At 65.9% G+C, this 18,836-nt stretch carries 11 protein-coding genes; 7 read left to right on the top strand and 4 right to left on the bottom strand.

Annotated features, from left to right (window positions below; all coding sequences use genetic code 11):
• Nucleotides 1–19 precede the first annotated feature (19 nt).
• The gene (locus G5C50_RS01180) at nt 20–1,024 is read right to left on the bottom strand and encodes a collagen-binding domain-containing protein (protein ID WP_165063814.1); all 1,005 of its coding nucleotides are present in this window, start codon (nt 1,022–1,024) and stop codon (nt 20–22) included.
• Nucleotides 1,025–1,553: 529 nt separating this feature from the next.
• Between G5C50_RS01180 and G5C50_RS01175 the strand changes: the two genes are divergently transcribed.
• The 6 genes from G5C50_RS01175 (at nt 1,554) to G5C50_RS01150 (ending at nt 10,234) form a co-directional block, all read left to right on the top strand.
• Nucleotides 1,554–2,465 (top strand): choice-of-anchor A family protein, encoded by a 912-nt coding sequence (locus G5C50_RS01175; RefSeq protein ID WP_165063812.1) that lies wholly within the window; start codon nt 1,554–1,556, stop codon nt 2,463–2,465.
• 153 nt (nt 2,466–2,618) lie between these two features.
• Nucleotides 2,619–5,468: a hypothetical protein gene (locus G5C50_RS01170; RefSeq protein ID WP_165063810.1), complete on the top strand. Its 2,850-nt coding sequence runs from the start codon at nt 2,619–2,621 to the stop codon at nt 5,466–5,468.
• A gap of 102 nt (nt 5,469–5,570) precedes the next feature.
• Nucleotides 5,571–6,335 carry a PspA/IM30 family protein gene (locus G5C50_RS01165; protein WP_165063808.1) on the top strand — a complete coding sequence of 255 codons (765 nt, stop codon included), beginning with the start codon at nt 5,571–5,573 and terminating at the stop codon, nt 6,333–6,335.
• A 54-nt stretch (nt 6,336–6,389) separates the two neighbouring features.
• On the top strand, nt 6,390–8,195 hold the full coding sequence (locus G5C50_RS01160) for an ATP-binding protein (protein ID WP_165063806.1): 1,806 nt from the start codon (nt 6,390–6,392) through the stop codon (nt 8,193–8,195).
• Between the two features lie 32 nt (nt 8,196–8,227).
• Complete coding sequence (locus G5C50_RS01155) at nt 8,228–8,533, top strand: hypothetical protein (protein ID WP_165063804.1); 306 nt, start codon at nt 8,228–8,230, stop codon at nt 8,531–8,533.
• An 81-nt stretch (nt 8,534–8,614) separates the two neighbouring features.
• Nucleotides 8,615–10,234, top strand: a complete 1,620-nt coding sequence (locus tag G5C50_RS01150) for an FAD-dependent oxidoreductase (RefSeq protein WP_165063802.1) — start codon at nt 8,615–8,617, stop codon at nt 10,232–10,234.
• A 37-nt stretch (nt 10,235–10,271) separates the two neighbouring features.
• On the opposite strand, the gene G5C50_RS01145 is transcribed toward G5C50_RS01150, so the two are convergent.
• From G5C50_RS01145 to G5C50_RS01135, 3 genes are all read right to left on the bottom strand, one after another.
• The gene (locus tag G5C50_RS01145) at nt 10,272–11,585 is read right to left on the bottom strand and encodes a sialidase family protein (protein ID WP_206107551.1); all 1,314 of its coding nucleotides are present in this window, start codon (nt 11,583–11,585) and stop codon (nt 10,272–10,274) included.
• Between the two features lie 278 nt (nt 11,586–11,863).
• Entirely contained in the window at nt 11,864–12,598 is a 735-nt protein-coding gene (locus tag G5C50_RS01140) for a CPBP family intramembrane glutamic endopeptidase (RefSeq protein ID WP_165063798.1), read from the bottom strand.
• Nucleotides 12,599–12,655: 57 nt separating this feature from the next.
• Complete coding sequence (locus tag G5C50_RS01135) at nt 12,656–15,628, bottom strand: hypothetical protein (protein WP_165063796.1); 2,973 nt, start codon at nt 15,626–15,628, stop codon at nt 12,656–12,658.
• Between the two features lie 226 nt (nt 15,629–15,854).
• Here G5C50_RS01135 and G5C50_RS01130 point away from each other — a divergent pair, with 226 nt between their 5' ends.
• Nucleotides 15,855–18,821 (top strand): PVC-type heme-binding CxxCH protein, encoded by a 2,967-nt coding sequence (locus tag G5C50_RS01130; protein WP_165063794.1) that lies wholly within the window; start codon nt 15,855–15,857, stop codon nt 18,819–18,821.
• Nucleotides 18,822–18,836 lie beyond the last annotated feature (15 nt).

The following is an 18,836-nucleotide window of genomic DNA, read 5'->3' as shown; positions in this document are numbered from 1 at the left end:
CTCTCGTGACCGCTATGGCTCAATCGTTGCGCCGTCGCCTCGCGTGAACGATCAGGGTCGAGGCCAGCGCAATTCCAGCCAACACGATGCTTGAAGGCTCAGGGGTGGCTCCGGGACGGATCGCGGAAGGGTCGTATCCCTGATAGTACGGCAGGCTGACGTTGCTCACGCTGCTCAAGCTGGAGACGAAGATTGAGCCGGTGACGCCGTTCGAGTTCTGGAGCAGGGCGAGCGGCGCGAGCAGGGCGCCGTAAAGGTTGTTGCTGTTGAGGTTGATCGAAGTCGCGGTACTGAAATTCCAGATGATGTTCGAGGCCGCACTTTGAAAGTCGCCGCTGAAGTTGTACCCGCTCTGGAACTTCAGGGCGTCGCCCGTCACGTTGATAACGACCGACTGCCCGGTCCCGAACTTGAAACCATTGAGATCCAGCGAGACGCCGCGAACCAGCGAATTCTGGAAGAGAGTCGCGCCGTCGATGTTGAAGACGGCGTTGCCCAACGAGTCGACCGAGGTGACGGTCAGCTTCGCCGTGTCGACCTGTTTCGTCGGAAGGTACACCGACTCTGAGCCGGTCATCGCCGAAAACGCCGCCGAATCGGACTTCAGTTCATCCAGGTCGGTCGCACCGATGCCGGAGATGGACGAGTCCATCTTGACCGTCCCATTGTTGGCCGAGACGATTCCGGCGTTGTTGTTCGACGCCCCGTTGATCGTACCTCCGATGGTGGCGTTCCCCTGCGCGACCTTGACTGTCTCGCGATTGTTGTAACTCGTGCTGACGTTCTTTCCCACGATCAGCGACGAGTAAGCCGAAGTCGGCGATCCCTTGGACGAGGCGGCTGTGAAGTTGTTCTGGACATATAAGCTCCCGCCAACGCGGACGGCCCCCTGAACGCCGTTGCCGGCGTAGAGGTCGCCCGTCGTCACCACGTTCCAGTTCGTCAGCAGATCGGCCTGCGCCGATTGCGGGACGGCAAGACCGAGGGCGCACAATCCCAACGCACGCATCGCGGATTTCATCATGATGTCTCTCGATCATTCGTCGACGATCGTGCGCGGCGCGACTGCCTCGTAACTCAGGTGGGACCAACGCCGTCCCTCTCGCCTCGCATCCTTAATAAACACATAGGCCCGATCCCGCTCGCCGTCGCAGGTTTCGCCAACCGCCGAAGTGATTCTCTCCATCCGACGGCTTATCCGGTCGGCGAGAACGGGCCCGCCTCGCCGCGACGCCGGTCGCATTCGTCGCCTGATTTCGACAAGAAGCGGAGGTGAGGCGAGGCAACGGCATGATGATTCTCGGCAACGAGAAGGCCGACCGAGTTCTTTCGGCGTAACTACATTGCAGCGACGTGCACGACGACTCGTAGTCGTCACGTGCTCTAGGGCGACAGCCGCCTTTTGAGATCGGTCGACCGAAGACGTCCGAAATCGGCCCAGAGGCCTGTTTCGGATCGAGGGAGACTGTACGCGCTCGACCACGGTCTCGATGTTGAACCCAAGGGCTAAAATGAAATCGGCTTTCGGTATCCTCGGACGAGCCGCCGGCGTGATGGCTGTGATGTTTTCCCCGGCTCTGGCCTCGGCCGACTCGGTCTTGCAACAGTACAGTGTGTTCACCTCTGGCGACCTGACGGCGAATTCGCACGTCAACTACAACACCTGGGTGGGCGGCAATCTCACAGGAAGCGCCAACTCGGTGTTCGCGATGAACGCGTTCACGGGAACTTACGGCCTGACCGTTGCGGGCACAGTGTCAGGGACCAACATCCAGGTGAACAACGGGAAGAGCGTCGCCATCACGAGCGCTCCTCCTGCTGGGACTTTCCTCCTGAACGGCGGCGGCGGTCAGGTTGTGCCTACGGCCGGCCTCGCTGCTCAGACGACCGCCATGACCACGGAGCTGGTCAATAATTCGGCCGCCTTTGCCGCCCTCGCCACGAACCAGGCCGCGCTCTCGGCGGGTGGGGTTTTCACCGTCAACGCGGCGACGGCCGTGAACGGCGTCGCGGTTTTCTCGATCGACGGCTCGGTCCTGAGCAACTCGCAGTATCAGAACGGCTTCCAGATCGCCGGTGACTACGCGAGCGTCGGCAGTATCATCATCAACGTCACGGGCGGCACGTCGGTTTCGAGCAATTACAACTTCATCGGCGCCTGGTCGAACGTCGATCGCTCGAAGGTCCTCTGGAACTTCGAGAACGCGACCTCACTGACGCTTAACAACAACTTCTACGGGACGATCCTCGCCATGAAGGCGGACGTGACCCAGGGGAGCGTCTCGATCGACTCGAACGTCTTCGCCAAGTCGCTGAATTTCAACGGCGAGATCCACGGGCCGCTCTATACGGGATTCGTCCCAACCAGCGGTGCGGTCCCCGAGCCGTCGTCGATGGTGATGTCCGCGACGGCTCTGGCGGCCGCGCTTGGTTTCGCTCGCCGACGGGTCCGTAGTCGGGTCTGATCGTCCCCCGACGATTCCCTGAGGCGTCGTCCCAGGATGTTGAACCTCGCTCGCAATGGGGATACTCTTGCGAGGTGTAGGCTTTCAACTCTGGGCGACGCCTTTCGGCCGTTCGGCCGCGCGTCGTCTCGCCATCACGGGTAGGCCGAGACCATGCGCTCGACGTCCGCCGCTCAACAGATCAACCTGATCGTTCTCGCTTCGGCCTTGATCTCGCTCTCGGCCTGTTACGCCGTCGCCGAAGACGCCACGCCGATCCCGGAGTTCACCGGCGAGCGGCTCTACGTCGCCGGAGTGCCGAGTGTGTACGAGTCGGTGGCCAGGACGATCCGCGACTTAGAGGCGAAATCGCCCCAGACCTACTACGTCGTGGTGGTCAAGTCATCGGGCCCGGCGGCGGACGCCGCGACTCGAACCTACGCCCAGGGGCTTCTGGACGCCTGGCGCGACCAGGCGAAGGCCCGCAAACTCAGACTCGACCCGGATCGCTCGGTGATCGTCGTGGCGGCCATCGACAACCACCAGGTCGTCGTGATGCCCGGCGACGCCCTGGCGACGAAGCTCGGCCTCAGAGGAGAGACGATCGATCGCGAGATCGTCGCCCCCCAATTCATCCCGCTGGCCAAGGAGCACGAGTATCCCCAGGCCCTCATCGCCCTCCTCAATGGGGTCGATGGCTTCATCGCGGCCAGGGAGAAGGCCTCGACGGCTTCTGCGAACACCGTCGCGACCACGTCGACGCCTCCGTCGGCCGCTCCTGTCCGATTCCACGGCCCTTCCTCGACCGAGCTGGCGTGGTCGATCGGCGGCTCGTTGGCCGCGATCGCGCTGATGATCGGCGCTCTGATTTGGCTCGGCCGTCGGCGGGCGCGAGGCGAGTTCAACGCCAAGCTCAAGGATTACAAGGGCAAGGCCGTCGCCATGATGGACCGGCTCGACGCGCTGAAGTCCCGGCTCAAGTCGCTCACGGTCGAGGATCCCGACTTCACCGTCCCCATCACCGGCGAGACCCTTTCTCTTTATGAGAAGGGGCAAGACGACCTTCGCAAGCTCTGGGATCGCTGGCTGGAGGTGATGGACGTCGTCGACAAGGCGGAGAAGGGGGGCGCGCAGGGGGCGAAAGCGATGGCCGAGGCCGACGCGCTGCTCTCCAATTCCAAGGTGTTCGACGAGGTCGAGAAGGGGGCTCAGGAATGCTCCCGGACGATGGACCGACTCAACGCGGCGCACGAGGAAGCCCGCGAGGCCGCGAAGGTGCTTGCGGAAACCCGTAAAGAGGCCGACGGCAAGGTCGAGTCCGTGAATACCGCCGGTCTCCCCGTGATCCCCTACCAGCCCGAGGTGGACCGGATCGCCGCCGAGGCCGCCCGCGCCGATGAGATCCTCCCCCCCGATCCTCTCGGCGCCAAGACGATCATCGACAAGACCAAGACCGACGCCGACGCGTTGGTCCGTCGCGCGTCGGATGTCGTCGCCCGGCTCGGCGACGGCAAGAAGGTGCAAGAGGGACTTCAGAAGCTTCGAGAGGAAGTCGCCGAACATCGCCGCAAGGGTCTGGAGCTTGTCGAGGACGGCGGCAACCCCGACGGATCGGCCGCCCGCGGCGACGAAGCGCTGGCCGCACTTCAGACGGCCCTCGAGCTCGGCGATCCGGTCAAGGCCGCCGAACAACTCGCCGCGGCCCAGACCTGGCTCGACCAGGGGAAGGGGGTCCTCGACTCCGTCCTGAAGGCTCGGGCGGGAATCGAAAAGGGGCTGCCCGAAACCCGCCGCGAAACCCGCCGGCTCAGCGAGGCGATGAGCCAGTATCAGATGTTCGAGCAAGAGTTGAAGCGGGACTTTGCTCCCTCGTCATGGCGAAACGTCGCCGGCAACCTGGGCCAGGCCCGCGCTCTGCTGGAGACCTTCGATCGCAAGGCCGACGAGGTCGAGAAGGACGCGGACCCGAAGGAGCAGAAGTACCTTCTGGCCGCGCGGCTTCTCGGTCGGCTGAATCTGGAGCAGCAGGCCGTCTTTCAACTCATGAACGCCGTGGGCGATCAGCTTGCGGGGCTCAAGGCGGTTCGTGAAGAGGCCGATCGGATCGCCGAGGAACTGACGGCCCGCGATCGCGAGGTCCGTCGATTCTTCTCCCAGTACGACCACGTCGTTGGGGCCCAGGCTCGCAAGAGCCTCGAATCGGCGGCCGCCGCCCGCGAGGACGCCCGCCGCCTGGCCTCGGCCAATCCCCCAGACTGGCCTTCGGCCCGCCGAGCCCTGATCCAGGCCCGCGAGGAGTTCGGCATCGCTCAATCCCAGGCTCAATCCGACTACGACATCTACCAGCTTCTGACCAAGGAATACGACCAGGCCCGCAGCCAGGCGCAGCGGGTCGAGGCGTTTTTAGCCGGCCACAGCGAGGACCGTGTCGCCGCGAACCAGCATTACCGGCACGCGGCCGAGGTTCTCAACCTCGTCGGCGACGACAGCACTCGGGTCGGCAACGAATGGCCTCGGCTTCTCGATCAGGTCCGCGGCGCTCGACAGGATCTCGCCTACTCGGAGAAGCTCGCTCGCGAGGACATACGCCTGGCCCGGCAGGCTGAGGCTGAGATGTCCGAGGCCGCCCGCGTCATCCGCGAAGGCCGCACGTTCATCTCCATGGGAATCGGCCTGGACACTCGCCCCGCGGAGTCGCAGTTGAACCAGGCCGAGTCGCTCTACCGGTCCCAGGAATACGAGCAATCGATCCGCACGGCGGGGTCGGCGATCCAGCAACTCCGACGGGCCCACAACGCGGCCGTCCAGCAGGCCTACCTCCGGCAGATGCAGGTGCTGGCCCAGCAGCGTCGGGGCGCGGTCGTGCTTCATAACTTCGGCATGGGAACTGCCGGTGGTGCGATGATCGGCGGTTTGACGCCAAGGACCGAGCGCTCGGCTCCGCCTCCGCCTCAGTCGGCGGGGCCGGCAGCGAACGCTTCGTCCAGCTCGTGGTCGAGCGAGGCCAGTGAATCGTCGTGGTAAGCCCGGCGCCTCTCCCGGCTCGTAGATAATGCGAGTCGGCCGGTCTAAGATGATGTTACGTCGCGAAATGATCCAGCTTTCTGTCTCAGCACGGGTGACGCCATGATCCTCGGCAAACTCTGGAACGCCATCGCCGCGCAGTTCAACAAGCTCGCCAACGCGATCCGAGGCTACGACCCGATCGCCGAGATGCAGCTTGAATACGACCGATCGGTCGAGCAGCTCAAGGAAGGTCGCGAAGGCCTGGCCCAGTATCGGGCGCTGGTGGAACGCGTGCAGCGTCAGGTCGACAACCAGGCGAAGGTCGTGGCCACGCTGGAAGCCAAGGTCAAGGCGTTCCTTAACGCGGGCGACCGTGAGGGCGCCGCCAAGTTCGCGCTCGACCTCCGCCGCGCCAAGGAGGATCTGGCCGAGAACCAGAAGCAGCTTGCCATCCACGAGCAGGCGTATCAGAACAACTTGCTGAAGATCAAGCACGCCGTCGAGAAGCTTGAGGCGGTCAAGCACAAGATCACCAAGTACGACGCCGACCTCAAGATGAGCCGCGCTGAGGCTGAGCTGTCGCAGATCGCCACCCAGTTCAATTTCAACGTGACGACCGATTTCGGCCAGGCTGAGCAGGTCATCCAGGACCAGATCGACCGCAACCGAGGCCGCGTCCGCGTGGCGGCCGACCTCTCGGGCGAAGGCGTCGAGGACATCAAGCGCGAGATGGCCATCGAGAAGAACCTGGCCGAGGACGCGCTCAAGGAATTCGAGAAGGAGAACGGCCTGGCGACTCCCGCCACCGTGGGCTCCGCGCCGGCTGAGAAGCAGCTCGGCCCCGCGAAGACCAAGCAGCTCGAACCCCTTCCCGAACTCCCCTGATCTGGGCGGCCGGGACCTGGCGAGCCACCTCATCTTCCATCGGGGTTTGATCCCGTGAGCATCGATCCCAAGGCTGAGCCGGCCGCGCCGCCGGCGGTGCCGACTGTCGGGGGCGACGCCGCCGCCTCCGACGGTCTCCCCGCGTGGGCCGCGGAGATCGCCGAGCTGTTCTCGGCCCGCGCCAGCTGCCTCTTCGTCCTCCACGGCAACGTCCACGACATCGTCCGCCAGAACGACGAGCCGACCCGATACGGCAGCGTCCCGGAGTTGCTGGCCGACCAGCTTTTCGGCCGCTGGGACGTCGTGCTGACCTACGACGTTAGCCGGGGCCTCGACGTGTTCACCGGCAGCGACGGCGCGCGTCGACTCAAGATGTTGACGACCCTCTCCGGGCGGATCGGCGAGTTCAAGGCCTGGCCGCGTGACGCGGACGCGGTTCTGGCCACGCTCGATCGCCTGATCCAGTTCAACCTGATGGAGGACGCGCGATCGCCCAAGCGGCTGAGCATCGCCGTCTTCTTCGACTTCGCCCAGTTCCTGGTCCCATCCAGCGATCTGTCCCAACTCTCGGGGCCCATCGGTTCTCGGTTGGTACGCTTTCTCGCATGGGCCCAGGACCCGCTCATCAAGCAGAGCAGCACGGTGTTCTGCCTCTTCTCGGACCAGCTCAGCGAGGTCAACGAGCGGCTCGTCGGCAACGCCCACGTGACCGCCGTCGCCGTCCCGATGCCCGATTCCGAGCAGCGGCGGAAGTACATCGAATGGATTGACGACCGCGATTCCGTGGTCGGCAACCTGACCGATTTCAGCTCGAAGCAGCTCGCCGACCTGACCAGCGGGCTGAACCTCGTGAGCCTGGGCCGCCTGCTCGACATCGCCCAGCAGACGCAGGTCAAGCTCGAGGCGAACAGCCTGAAGAAGCTGAAGAAGGGCCTCATTGAACGCCAGGCCCGCGGACTTGTGGAGTTCGTCGAGCCGCCGACCACAATGGACGACTTCGTCGGCAACGAAGGGGTCAAGAAGCGTCTCATCGAGGACGCCAAGCTTCTGGCCAAGGGGCGGCTCGACGCCGCGCCGATGGGGTATCTGATCTGCGGCCCCGTCGGCACCGGCAAGACGTATCTGGCCGAGTGCTTCGCCGGCTCGGTGGGCGTCCCCTGCGTGAAGCTCCGCAACTTCCGGTCGAAGTACGTCGGCGAGACCGAGGGGAACCTGGAACAGCTTCTGAACGTGCTCCGAGCGATGGGCCCGGTCGTGGTCGTCATCGATGAGGCCGACGCGGCGCTGGGGACTCGGGAAGGCTCCGGGGATTCGGGCACGTCGAGCCGGGTCTTCTCGATGATCGCCAGCCAGATGGGGGACACTCGGTATCGCGGCAAGCTGATCTGGATGCTGCTGACGAGCCGCCCCGACCTTCTCCCCATCGACCTGAAACGCCAGGGGCGTGCAGAGGTCCACCTCCCGCTGTTCAACCCTCCGAACGACGCCGAGGTCAGGGAGATGTTCCTGGCCATGGCGCGGAAGAACAAGTTCCGCCTCGACCCCTCGCTGCTTCCCGACGGACTCGCGGATCGCGGGTTCAGCGGCGCCGACATCGAGAGCATCGTCCTTTCGGCGAAGCGGCTGGCGCTCACCCAGAACCGCGAGCAGGCGACCGCCGAGGACGTGAAGAGCGCCCTGGAAGACTTCGTCCCCTCGGCCCAGGGGCTGGAGAAGGAAAAGCAAGAGCTGGCCGCGGTCTTGGAGTGCACGTCGAAGTCGTTCCTTCCCAACGACTGGAAGGAGCGGCTCGAGCACCCCGACGCCCGCGCCAAACTGCAGGAACGGATGGCGGCGATCAAGCGCGTCATCGAAGAGTGATCCGAACCGCAACGATCGACGGGAGACCCCTGATGTCGCACGCGAAGAAGCACCGGACCCCCTGGCTCGACGACAAGGGCGACGAGCCGCTGGTCCACGAGTACGCCCAGAAGCTCACCGGCTTCATCGCCGCGATGGCCGATGGCAAGATCGAGAAGCATGAGCTGTCCGAACAGGAAGATCGCGTCGTCGAGCTGATGAAGAAGATCGAGCCTCAACTCGACCCGGACCTGCACGAGGAAGTCACCAAGCTCCTCTGCGAGTTGACCGCCTACAACATCATGCACACCATTCACGGCATCCTCGAAGCCGCCCCCAAGACCAAGTTCCGGGGCTGACGGCTGCGGCGATCGATTTCCGGACACCCTCGCCGGACCGCCTCGACCCCTCATCGACGGTCCGGTTCCGGAGCCTCGACCATGAACCGTCGAGCATTCCTGCACGGGTCGCTGGGAGCGCTCGCCGCGTCGAGTTCGGCGCGGGCGTCGACCTATCGCGACGCTGATTGCGACGTCCTCGTCTACGGCGGTACTCCGTGCGGCATCGCCGCGGCGATCGCGGCCGCGCGCGAGGGAGCCCGGACGATCCTGGTCGAGCCCACTGGGCACGTCGGCGGGCTCAGCACGAGCGGGATCAACACGGCCGAGACCGAGCACATGCTCCCCTGGACCATCGGCGGCATCGCCGATGAGTTTTATCGACGGCTCGGGGCCCGCTACGGTACGGGCAAGCCGGAGTACTACTTCGAGTCGAGCGTCGCCGAATCGACTTACCTCGAAATGCTCCGCGAAGCGGGCGTCCTCCTTCGGACCGGCGTCTCGCTCGACTCGTTGAAGCGAGACGGGACAGTCCTCGCCGCCGCGAGGCTGAGCGACGGCTCGCAGGTCAACGCCGGAAGCTTTATCGACGCCTCCTACGAGGGCGATCTCGCGGCCGACGCGGGGGTCTCGTACACCGTCGGTCGTGAATCCCGATCGCAGTACGACGAGGAAGCAGCCGGAATCCGCTTCGACCAGGCCCCCAGACGCGCCCGGACCGTCGACGACGACGGGCGGCTGCGCCCCGGAATCTCGGGCTGGGCGAAGGATCTGAAGGAAGGCGACGCCCACCGCGCTCCGATGAGCTACAACTTCCGGCTCACCGTCGCTCGCGACCCCAGGTACCGGGTCCCGATCCCTCGATCGCCGCGATACGATCCCGCCCGATACGCGCTTCTGGCCGACTGGCTTCGCGAGCAATCCCGCATCGGCAAGCCTGCCGAACTGTCGCAGGTGCTCGACCTCTACCCCCGACGCAACGGCAAGATCGAGCTGAACAACAAGCAAGCGGCGATCATCTCGCTGTCTCACCTCGGCGGGCAGATCGACTGGGCCGAGGCCGGTGCCAAACGTCGGGCGGAGATCTATCAGGACCATCTCGACTACACCCTCGGCCTCCTCCAGTTCCTCGCGGACGACGAGGCTGTACCGGCCGCGATGCGCGCTGAGATGCAGTCGATCGGCCTCCACAAAGATGAGTTCGTCGATAACGGGAATCTCCCCTACCAGCTCTACGTTCGCGAGGCCCGACGCATCAGAGGGAGCCACGTCGTCACCCAGCGGGACGTCCAGGAGGACCGTCGAAAAGCAGACGCCATCGGCATGAGCAGCCACTTCATCGACTCCCATCACGTCCAGCGTCTGGCGCTCTCCCCGGCCGAGTTCGTCAACGAGGGCCGCATTTGGCGGATGGGCTACGCCTATCAGATCCCCTATCGCGCGATCACCCCGAAGCCCGAAGAGTGTACGAATCTGCTGGTCCCCTGCGCGGCGAGCTACTCGCACGTCGCCTTCTGCACGCTCCGGCTGGAGAGCGTCTGGATGATCGTCGGCCACGCCGCAGGCGTCGCGGCGGCGATCGCGGCCAGGAACGCAACTCCAACCCAGAAGCTCGACGTCGAGCGGTTTCAGGCCCGCCTGCGCTCTCAGGGGCAAGTCCTCGACTTCATCCCGGGACGTCCGGAGAAGTGCGAGAAGCTGAACGGCCCGCCGGAGTTCTAACCGCCGACCATCGAATCGACGAGCCGTTTCCTCTCGATCACTTCTTCTTCGGCGCCTGCGGTCGGCTGATCAGCAGCTTGAGCGCGGACGTGGGGCCGACGAGTCGGTTCGCCAGCACGTCCTCCTCGGTGAAGCGGGCGAGGAGCACCTCGCCGTCGGTGGATCGGTTGCGGTCGTACGAGATGTAGATCGTCCCGTCCGGGGCCTGGAAGCCGTCGGGGTAGGAGACCCCCTTGCGGTCGTCGAGGATCAGGCCTCCCTTCCAGGTCGCGCCGTCGTCTTCGGAGAGCCAGGCGCTCAGCTTCACGCGGCCTTCGTGGGCGTCGGCCCGATCGCCGTGCTTGACCAGGAGAAGCCGCCCCGAGGCCAATCGGCGAATGTGGAACCGTGCGTTGGGCTGGCGGATCCCCGGGGGCTCGGTCGGCTCGGCCCAGGATCGGCCGCCGTCGGTCGAGGTCGTCTGCATGATCCCCTTCGCCGTCCGGGCGAGCATCCAGAGCGACCCGTCCTTGCGTTCGACGATCATCGCCTCGTGCCAGTCCGGGTTGGGAAATCGGACGGCTCCCCGGCGATCAAAGGTCTGGCCGCCGTCCGAGGTCGCGAAGACGTTCACGCCTCGCAGCGGGTCCAGCTCATGGAAGAGCCCGTGGAACGGCTTGAAGCCGTCGCGCTGGTCCAGCGAGATCGGCAGCAGCCACTCGCCCGACTTCAGAACGGTCGGCTTGTTGAGCATGACCCCGTGCCAGATGCGCCGGGGTTTCGACCACTCGGGCGACTCGGCGTCCGGATTGGCGCAGGTCGTCGCCCAGACGCCCGCGCGACCGTCGAACATCCCCATCGCCTGGTCGAAGAAGAGCCAGAGCTTCCCCGACGGGTCGGTCCAGACGTTTCCAACCAGCACGCTCCGATCCGTCGGCACTTCGGGCGAATGGGCGTCCACCACGAGGCGCGGCTTCGACCAGGTCGAGCCGTCGTCGTCGCTCGTTGCCAGCACGAAGAAGGCCTTGGGGCTGTCGCCCCCCGCCACCCAGCAGGCCCACAACCGACCCTTCGGCGTCCGGGTGATCCCGATCGTCATGCCATAGTCGAGCTTGTCGTAGTCGTACTTCGGCAGCGGTGAGACGTTCAGGACCGGGGGCACCAGCGCCAGGTCGGCGACCGACCGGGCCACCTCTCGTTCATAGCTCCGAATCTCTTCGGGCGACTTCGACTGGAAGCGGAGTTCAGCCGCCTCGGCCCCCACCTGAGCCTTGGCGTGGGGCGTGAACGCCAGGAGCGTCATCAGGCCGACGATCAGCTTCCCCCCGGTGACCATGGCTGCCCTCGCGCCGTCGCGCATCGAAGTCGTCATTGGCATCCTCCCGTGGCTTCGATCGGGTTCGATTATTGGATCAGCAGGCCCAGCCAGTGCTTCGCAACCTATTCATCGTCAACGACTTAATAAAACTCTGTGGGCTTCATCAATTGGCTTGGTTCGGACAATTCTCAAGGCCGATCGCGTCGCATCATCCGAATGCAGAGGCCGCGATTTCAGGGTGCCCTTCCGAGTAATACCTTACGACCAAAAACCGATTGCTGACACAGGCCTCCACGATCTCCGCGGCCTTCCGATGATCGAGGGCCGACGGCTTATCGTTCGTCCCCGCGCTCCTCGCCCTGTTGAGGTTCGGTCTCAGCCTCTCGGTCGTAGGCTCTCGCCTGTCGATTGATCAGGTAGCCTGCCACGAAGTCATAGGCCGCGTGGGCGATCATGGCGATGACGAGCGTGCCGGTCAGGGCGACGAGACCGTGGAAGGTCGCCGCCAGCGCCGCGATGGTAACCCCGCTCTTCCAGCCCTGATTCCAGTGAGCGAGTGCGAACGCCGCGGAGAGGATGCCCGCCGAAGCCCAGACGCTGCCGGTCGAATAGGAGAGCAACTGCCAGCCGACGCCTCGATAGGCCGCCTCTTCCGCGACGCTCGCGCAAACGACCGCGGCGATGAACCAGGCCGCTTCCACCCTCGTCCGCGGGCTTCGTTGGTAGACGGCCAGCTTTTTCCGCTCTTCCTCCGTCCGGGACCACCGTCCGACCTGTCGAATGCCCAGGCAAACGGCCAGCGCAACAATCCCCCAAAGCCAGGGGGTAGGGCCGGACGGGGGCGCCTTGAAAATGGAGAAGTGGAACGTCGACCCAACCATGAAAGCCAGGACGAACAGGAAGAGCTGCGTGACAACGGCGCTTCGCCAGTAGAGCACGCGGCTGACCGGCGGCCCTGAGCCTGCACTCCCACCGCGCAGCCTGCGGCTGGTCCGCCAGGCCGCCAGGGGCAGAAGAAGGAGCAGGAACGCCAGAAACAGGATTCCGCCCGTCCCAGGGAATTGCACGCTACGAGGTCCTTCGAGTGGTGACGGAATCGACTTCTCGATCCGGCGAAGTCATTCTCATCCGGGCAGTACGTAGAGCAACTGTTCGCCGCCGCCTCCGGGAAGGCCGGGGATCACGAGCAGGCCGTCGAGGATCGTCGCGGGGACTTGCGCTCCCGGCGACCCGTGGTGGGGTCCCTGCACGAAGACTCTTGGGGATTTCAGCCCGACGGGACACGGGATGCGGACCTCGGCGTTCCCATGGCCCTGAAGCCAGACCATCATCACGGCCCCTCCTGACACGCGGCGGTCCTCGGGGACCGGCGAGAAGGCGATGAAGTCGAGGGGAGCGTCGGCGAATCGATGCTCGCGGCCGTCGATCCGGATGCCGGAGGTCCCATGCCCGCCAAAGGCGATCAGATTCCCCGCGTCGTCGAGCCGGAGGGCGACGGCCAGGCGGCCCCGGTAGGTCACACGATGGCCCGAGACCCACAGTTCGTCGACCTCGATCGCATCCGACGGCAATGGGTTTCGTTCCAGGATGGAGCGATCCTGCGCCGCGTCGCGTTGAAAGCCTCCGGGCCAGCTTTCCACGTGCGACCGATAGTGGGCGGCCAGCATGATCGTGCCGTTGGGGAAGCGCGTCGCCAGGTACGGAGACGTCCGCGAGACGATCGAGGGATCATCCTCGACGGGGACGTCGGAACGACTTTTCGGGTAAGCCCCGAGCGCTTTGAGGATCTCGAACCAGGTGCGGGCCTCGACGCCCAGCGAGGCCGCCTGGTCGTCGCGGGGACGGAATCCCAGGAACGTCACGCTCCCACGGCCGGCTCGCCGGTGCAGGCCGATCGCCTGGCCGGCAACTCGCGCGACGACGGTCGTCTCAGCGCCATCGGCGGCCTCCACGGGGTAGACGAGATCGACGAGGAAATCGGTCAGGATCGTCTGCGAGGGGGCTGGCTTCAGGATCTCGGCGAATTCGACCACGCCCCCCGCCGCGGGATGCCCCTCGCGGTCGAATTGGAGCGACTTCACGCCGACCAACTGCCGCCAGCGTTCCAGCACGTGCGACCCGTCCATGTCGAGCCGCGGTGGAGGGCCAGCCCAGACGAGTCGACCGCCGGCCGCCACGAACTTCTCCAGCATCGGCAGCAAGCCGGGCGGCGGCGAGGGTTCGAAGAGGACGGCGATCGTGGTGTAGCGTCGCCCGGCCAAAACGAGAGCACCGTCGGCGATTTCACCCTGCTTCAGGAGGACCTCGGGCGTCGCGTAGTTCGCGTAGCCGTACTGGATCATCCAGGAACCGAACCGCTCCTCCCAGGCGACGAGTGAGAGCGGGTAGAGCATCAGGACCGGCACTTCACGACCGCGACGCTCCGTGATCGCCTGGAAGGCTGGCCGTCCTCCCACGCCGTAGGCAGCCTGAAGCGCCGAGTAGCGTTCACCGACCTCGGCGGGCCATCCCCAGCCGGCCGCGTAGGCGTAGGGACGATTCGGGTTCACCGCACCCAACGAAGACCCCAGCGCCAGGCCGTAATAGTCGCGGTCGGACCATCCTCCCTCGGCATGGTCGGTGCCGCCGCCAGTGAGGAATTCCCCCCAGCGGAAGTAGTCGTCGCAGGCGGCCGACGCCTGGTGGACCGTGTTCGACCAGACGAAGTTCGGCGTGTACTCGTACTTCATCGGGTTCATCGGCCGGGAGTCGCCGGGGCTCCAGTAGTCGATCGTCGGGCTCTGGGCCCAGGTCGCGTGGGCCGTGGCCTCCAGCTCGCGCCCAAAGGACTTCTCCGCGTGCCGCTTGGCGGCGACGAACAGGTCGACGACCGTACGGTCCAGAAGGTCGAAGTAGCGGCGACGGAGCAGGGCGGTGCGAGCCACCCCCTCGGCGTCTGGACCAAGCGTGTGCAGGGCCGGCAGCCTGGCGGCGAGAGTCGGATCGAAGGCGTGCTGGGAGTAGGCGAAGTAGACGAGGAACTTCTCGAAATCGGCGAACTCCTGGCCGTACTTCTCAGCGAATCGGCGCGCGAGGTTCGGCGTGAGGTAGCGCAGGTTGAACTGGCCCTCGTCGTGATGGGAGTCGTATCCCCAGTCCTGCTGGATGTGGACCTCGTCCGAGTAGAGGCCCGCGAGCGGAATCCCGGCGGCGTGATACCTGTCGATCAGCTCCCGAAGGAAGGGGAGTGCGCGATCGCTGAAGTAATCCATCTCCGGCGTCCTGTACCGGACGACGACGAGCACGCGATCGAGATCCCTCCCCGGCGCATCCCCCCGGCCGCTCACCGTGATTCGCCGACGGCGCGCGTCTGGGGCGGACTCGTCCTCCTCGATGACGAGCGAATGCTCCAGTCGGACGATCCGCGACGGATCGACGTGGAAGAAGCGGCTCTGGCCCAGGCGACGCTCACGGAAGGCGTAGGCCTTCACGTCGATCCGGTTCAGCTCGATCGTCCCCTTGTTGTTCGTCCACCGGAGTTGCTGCCAGAGCGAGACGCTGAACCGGCCGGTACGGGGATCCCGCCATCCCTCGCGATACTGGACCCACTCTCCCGACTCGCCGGTCGTCTTCGCGTAGGCCGCGCCGATTTCCAGGGGTGTCAGTAGGCTCAACTCCAGACCGAGGCCGTAGGATCGGAGCGTCTCGCCGATCTTGGAGAGGCATTCGAGGTAGCCGTCGGAATCGGGCGTGAGCGTGCGCGGCTTCCCTTGCTGGCCAGGGCGGTACTGCGAGAAGAACTCGTCGAAAGCCAGCGTGACCTTCTCGCCCCGGCCGGCCTTCGCCTGCTCGCAGAGCTGCCGCAACGTGACGACGTGAGGCTGGGAACCCAGGCTGATGTCGACGGGCTTGTCGGGATCGCGAAGGTCCAGAAGCTGCTGGTCGGAGACGAGGATCAGCCCCGGCTTCGGTCGCATTTCGGAAGTGACGGCGACGACCGGATCGGGAGGAGGCGTCTGCGCGGCTTCGGCGAAGGCTCGCGAGGAGAGGGCCGAGCCGGCCAGGCCGAGCCCCGCCAGACGAAAACCGAACGCTCGACGCGATTGGGGATGCGACATCGGGAGAGGCTCCGAATCGTCGTGACGCGGCCGTTGCGCTGCTCGCCTGGCGCATGTGATCGGCCGACGTGGTGGGACCTCGGGTCGGTCGCCTCACGATAGCGGCGGGTTCGGGTCAAGTACAGGGGCGGCCGATCCTGGGATAAAGCCTACTGGATTGTCCCGCCGGACCGGGCTACCTTCGAGAGTCGACGCCCCCCGAATTCCATCCAGGAAAACCTACGAGATGAACCGAACGCTCCCCGTGGGCCTCGCGCTGCTGGCGCTCTTGACGCTCGGAGCCGACGACCCGCTGCCGCGTTTCGAAGCGAAGCCTCCCGCCGAGGCGCTGAAATCGTTCCAGGCGCTCGGCGGCTTTCGGCTCGACTTGCTGGCCGCCGAGCCGCTGGTGATGGATCCCGTCGCCGCGGCCTACGACGAGGACGGACGGCTCTACGTCGTGGAGATGACCGACTACCCCCACGTCGACGCCGCCAAGGACAAGCCGTTCGCCGATAACCAGGACCCGCCGATCGGCCGCGTGCGCATCCTCATCGACGACGACGGCGACGGCGATTTCGACCGCAGCGAGATCTTCGCCGACAAGCTCTCCTGGCCGACGGGCCTCGCCGTCTGGAAGGGGGGCGTGTTCGTCGCCGCGACGCCCGACGTCTGGTATCTCAAGGACCACGACGGCGACCTGAAGGCCGAGGAGCGTCGCAAGGTTCTGACGGGCTTCCGGAAGTTCAACGTCCAGGCCGTGATGAACAACCTCCAGTGGGGCCTCGATCATCGGATCTACGGGGCGGGGTCGAGCAACGGGGGGGATATTCGCATCCCGGAATCCCCCAAGGAGGCCGGCGTCACGCTCGGCCGCCACGACTTCCGATATGATCCCGCGTCCAAGCAGTTCGAGGTCGTCTCCGGCGGGGCGCGGTTCGGCAACACCTTCGACGACTGGGGCGACCGCTTCCTCTGCGACATTCGCAACCCGGCCGAACACGTGGTCCTGCCGGCTCGCTATCTCGCCCGCAACCCATTCCTGCCGACGCCGAAGGTCCTGAACGATGCGGCCGAGGCCGGCGACGCAATCTCGCTGTTCCGAGTCAGCCCGCCCGAACCCTGGCGCGAGCTGCGCGCCCGGCGCTGGACGGAGGTCGGCAAGGCCATGCCTCGCAGCGAGCTCGTCGCCGGCGGCAGCCTGACGTCGTCGAGCGGTCTGACCTTCTACCGGGGCGACGCCTATCCGGACGCCTATCGCGGGAACCTCTTCCTGGGCGAGGTCGCCAACAATCTCGTGCACCGGATGGCGGTCGAACCGGACGGCGTGACATTCCGCGCACGTCGCGCCGACGAAAAGGCCGAGTTCATCGCCTCGACCGACACCTGGTTCCGCCCCGTCAACTTCGTCAACGCCCCCGACGGTACGCTCCACGTCCTCGACATGTACCGCGAGACGATCGAACATCCCTGGTCGATCCCCGAGGACATTCTGTCGAGGCTCGACCTTCGCAGCGGCGAGGATCGGGGCCGGATCTACCGCCTGACTCCTCCCAGCTTCCAGCGCCGCGAAACGCCTCGGCTGAGCGGTGCGTCCATCGACGAGTTGGTCCGCCTGCTTGAGCATCCCAACGGCTGGCATCGTGAGACGGCCCACCGGCTGATCTACGAACGCCAGGACCACGTCGCCGTCGCCCCCTTGAAACGACTCCTGCGGGAATCGAAAGACGCTCGCGGCCGGCTGCACGCCCTCTACTCGCTCGACGGCCTGACGGAGTTGGAAAACGGAGACCTCCAAACGGCGCTCGGCGACGAGTCGCCGCACGTCCGGGAGCACGCCGTTCTGCTGGCTGAACCCCGGCTCGCCGGATCAAAGAGTCTTCGCGATGCGGTCCTGCGCCTGGCCGACGATCCAGCGCCGCGCGTTCGGTTCCAGGTCGCCTTTACGCTAGGGGAGATTCAGGGCGACGGCGTCGCGCAGGCCCTGGCGACAATCGCTCGGAGGGATGCGGGCGACGTCTGGATCCGAACGGCCGTCCTCAGCTCGGCGACGGCTGATCCGGCCGGTTTGTTCGATCGGCTGCATGACGAGCAAGCCTTCTCAGCGAGCGTCGAAGGGGCCTCGTTGCTCCGCTCGCTCGCCCTGGTGGTCGGTGCGAGGGGACATGAGGACGAGATCGGCCGAGTCCTCGCGGCGCTCTCCAGGAGAGAGCGAAACGACGCAGCGGTTGATGTCGCGCTAGGGCTGGGCGACGGGCTGTCGCGCAATCGTCGGAAGCTCTCCGACCTCAAGGGCCTGCCCCCGGCTTCAGCCGAGTGGCTCTCAGGCCTGTTCAACTCGGCGGCGACCATCGCGCCGGACGACTCGTCCGAGGCGGTTCGGCGAACGCAGGCCGCGGCCGTGCTGGGCCAGGCGGACTATGACCGAGCTTCCCGGGCTCTGGCACCCCTGCTGGGCCCGAATCAGCCTTCGGCGCTGCAATCGGCCGCGGCGAAGGCCCTGGGTGGATTTGATCGACCCGAAGTCGCCGGGTTGTTGCTGGGTCCGTGGAAGGGCTACACGCCGGGGCTGCGGAACGACGTCGTGGGGTTGCTGCTCGGTCGCCGGTCCTGGATCGGGCCGCTGCTCGATGCCGTCCAGGCGGGGACCGTCGCCCCGGGTCAGATCCCGCCGACGCGTCGAACCGCATTGGTCAACGACCGCGAGTCGACGATCCGCTCACGAGCCGCGACGCTGTTCGCCGGCGAGACGGTCGGCCCTCGCGCGACGGCGATCGCCGCTTACAAGCCGGCCCTGGCGACGCCCGGGAATGCCGATCGCGGCCGGGTCGTCTTCGAACGCGAGTGCCTGGCCTGCCACAAGCTGGGAACGCGCGGCTATGCGGTTGGGCCGAACCTCGCCGGTGTCCGCCGCCGGACGGCCGAGGAGATCCTGGTGAACATCCTGGACCCCAACCGCGAAGTCTCGCCGGAGTTCCTCGAGTACGTCGTGGCGATCGACGACGGCCGCGTCGCGACGGGGCTGGTGGCATCGGAGTCGCCGACAGGCGTCACGCTCCGCGGTCGTGAAGCCGCCGAGCAGACCATCCTCCGGCGCAACGTGGCCGAGCTCTCCAGCACGGGGAAATCCCTGATGCCGGAAGGGCTGGAGAAGACCGTCGCACCGGCGGAGATGGCCGATCTGATCGCCTTCCTGCTGCGGATCCAGGATTGAATAGGGGGCGTCGCC

The sequence above is a fragment of the Paludisphaera rhizosphaerae genome (genome assembly GCF_011065895.1).
Classification (GTDB): Bacteria; Planctomycetota; Planctomycetia; order Isosphaerales; family Isosphaeraceae; genus Paludisphaera; species Paludisphaera rhizosphaerae.
Note: the sequence above shows the minus strand (reverse complement) of the source record. Positions and strands in the feature narration are given on the sequence as shown.